This window comes from Microcoleus sp. A6-C6 (genome assembly GCF_036705955.1).
Classification (GTDB): Bacteria; Cyanobacteriota; Cyanobacteriia; order Cyanobacteriales; family Microcoleaceae; genus Microcoleus.
In genome coordinates this window covers 1-2,115 of record NZ_JAUBVR010000172.1, presented here as the reverse complement: position 1 = coordinate 2,115, position 2,115 = coordinate 1, and the positions used below count along the sequence as shown (strand labels likewise).

Below are 2,115 nucleotides of genomic sequence, written 5' to 3'. Positions count from 1 at the left end.
TCGTTTTCTGATGTTGTCAAAAAATCCTTCAACCCAACATCAATTCCAACAATCTTTTGAGGATTGAAATCTGGTTTTATCTCAGGGACTGTGGAATCTTCCAAGCTGAGAGTCACATAGTACCCGTCAGCTTTCTTGGTAATAGAGACGGTTTTGATTTTGAATCCATCAGGTATGGAACGGTGCAAAACAACTTTAACTTTTCCGAACATAGGCAAGTTAATTAAGTTGTTTTGCAAGCAGCCGTCTTTAATTTGAGGATAGGTGAACGTGCGGTAACGACTGCGTTGTTTGAATCTTGGTCTACCGCTGCGTTTTCCATTAGTATCACCTTTGAGGAAACGATCAAACGTTACCTTAGGGACTCGCGGAAAAATAAAATACCAGTCAAAATGGGATAATCGTGATATCCCATTTTGGTAAAGTTTCAGAACGTTGCCATGAGGGTAAATACTGTTTTAACTCATGAGGTAAGACTTTTACTCCTTTCTCATAAGTTGTCTCAATTAAGTGTACAATGGGATTAATTCCTTTCCATGTCATGTTAGATGTCCAGTTGACGGCTGTTTCAACTGAATCTAAAATAGCACCATTCCAATAATGTTCAAGTGCGGCCCAACAACGTTCAATTGGATTGTACTTGCTGTGATACGGCGGATAGTAAATTAGTCTAATTCTCAAACCAATTCTTTGAGATAACTCAATGATACGTTTGATGAATTGTGTTCGATTACTTCTATTTGCTGGACCACCATCAAGGTCAATCACCAATTCTTCCAGTTCGGTGTAATCAGATTGGTTGTTTTGCCACCAATCCGTTAGACAATCGACGATAAAATCAGTGGTTTCAGCAGACTGCCCCATATAAATAGATAATTGGTCACTTTCAGTATTGAGAATTCCAAAGGGGACTAATACCGCTTGCCACTCCGTATCATGATCCTCAGCCGATTTCGGTTCGATGGTTCTCGCTTTGCCGCAAGAGTGAGAGGTTACCAATTTTGACTTTGGCTTTGGTATCGATTGATATTCGTAGAGAATTAACATTTTTATCGGAGGCTTGATTCTCTTTGAATACATTCTCAAAAATGGCATCTGTTTCGGGTATTTTTTTCAATGGCTTGGTTTTTTGTGTTTTTTTAGGCGATATCCCATTCGATTTAAAATCGTGCCAATGGTTTGACGAGAAGGCAATTGCTCAATCTTGTAGTTTTTCTGACTCACTAATGCTGATAGTACCGCCTTGGCACTGATCCGAGCATACAAAAATGTCGATTTAAACTTGGGGTCTGCCTGGGATTCTGGATCTACTAAAGAACAAATATCAGCTTCTAAATTGGGCAGCAAGATTTCACTTTTGTGTCGCCCTCGTGCCCGATAGTTATCAACACAAATCAACCCGGTTCGTCGTTCATGTAAGCCCAGTTGAACACTATCTCGGTTCCACCCCATAAATGTTTCTACTTGGCGGGATGAACCATTAAAGTAGTCTTCAGCCACTTTTGCCATAAAGTCTCGACGGCGATAGCCTGTCAGTTTTTTGGCCGCATCTTTGAATGTTAATTTAACTGGCTCACTCAAAATCATTTTTAGCATCCCAATTACAGAAGTCACAACCGCTTATGTCAGATTTTTTGGTTCCTACTCTTCTAGGATAACTGGGGTTATATTTAATTGCAAGCCCCTAATGTAGTCAGATGAGCGAAAAACCAGAGTTAGCAGCACTAAAAATGGAAGTAGTTGAGCAGTTAAGCCGTGAGGAACTGATCAAAATTGTGCTGACCCAACAGAAGCTCATAGAAAAATTACAACAAGAACTCGAAAGGCTCAAAGAGAAACAGCCGAGCAATAGTAAGACATCCTCGAAACCCCCATCCAGCGATCTACTACAGAAATCAGAGAAAGCCCCTTCTGAGAACTCCTCCTCCTCAGAGTCCGAGCCCAAGCGCAAGCCAGGAGGACAGCGAGGACATATCGGCAAAACCCGAAAAGGATTTGGGCGAGTAGATAGATATCAAATCAGCTCTCCTGACTAAGAGTGAGCATTGTGGCAGCAAAGAATTAAGTGAGATGATTGGTTACAGCAAGCAGCAGGTAGCCTGTTTGGTCGCTAAA

The 2,115-nt window shown here is 41.2% G+C and carries 2 protein-coding genes and 2 pseudogenes; 1 reads left to right on the top strand and 3 read right to left on the bottom strand.

What is annotated here, in order from left to right; all coding sequences use genetic code 11:
- The 3 genes and pseudogenes from QUB52_RS29380 to QUB52_RS28950 form a co-directional block, all read right to left on the bottom strand.
- A pseudogene (locus tag QUB52_RS29380) lies at positions 1-212 on the bottom strand (RNA-guided endonuclease TnpB family protein); the annotation flags it as partial.
- Between the two features lie 175 nt (positions 213-387).
- Positions 388-1,047, bottom strand: coding sequence for an ISAzo13-like element transposase-related protein (locus QUB52_RS28955; protein ID WP_332974057.1), 660 nt, complete (start codon positions 1,045-1,047; stop codon positions 388-390).
- Positions 944-1,452 (bottom strand): annotated as a pseudogene (locus QUB52_RS28950) (ISAzo13-like element transposase-related protein). Before QUB52_RS28950 ends, QUB52_RS28955 begins: the two are co-directional and overlap by 104 nt.
- Before the next feature lie 245 nt (positions 1,453-1,697).
- Between QUB52_RS28950 and QUB52_RS28945 the strand changes: the two are divergent.
- The gene (locus tag QUB52_RS28945; protein ID WP_332974053.1) at positions 1,698-2,036 is read left to right on the top strand and encodes a DUF6444 domain-containing protein; all 339 of its coding nucleotides are present in this window, start codon (positions 1,698-1,700) and stop codon (positions 2,034-2,036) included.
- Positions 2,037-2,115 lie beyond the last annotated feature (79 nt).

Excerpts from the sequence above, each read along its gene's own strand:
- QUB52_RS28945 (WP_332974053.1), top strand. The coding sequence starts at position 1,698 with ATGAGCGAAAAACCAGAGTTAGCAGCACTAAAAATGGAAGTAGTTGAG.
- QUB52_RS28955 (WP_332974057.1), bottom strand. The coding sequence starts at position 1,047 with ATGTTAATTCTCTACGAATATCAATCGATACCAAAGCCAAAGTCAAAA.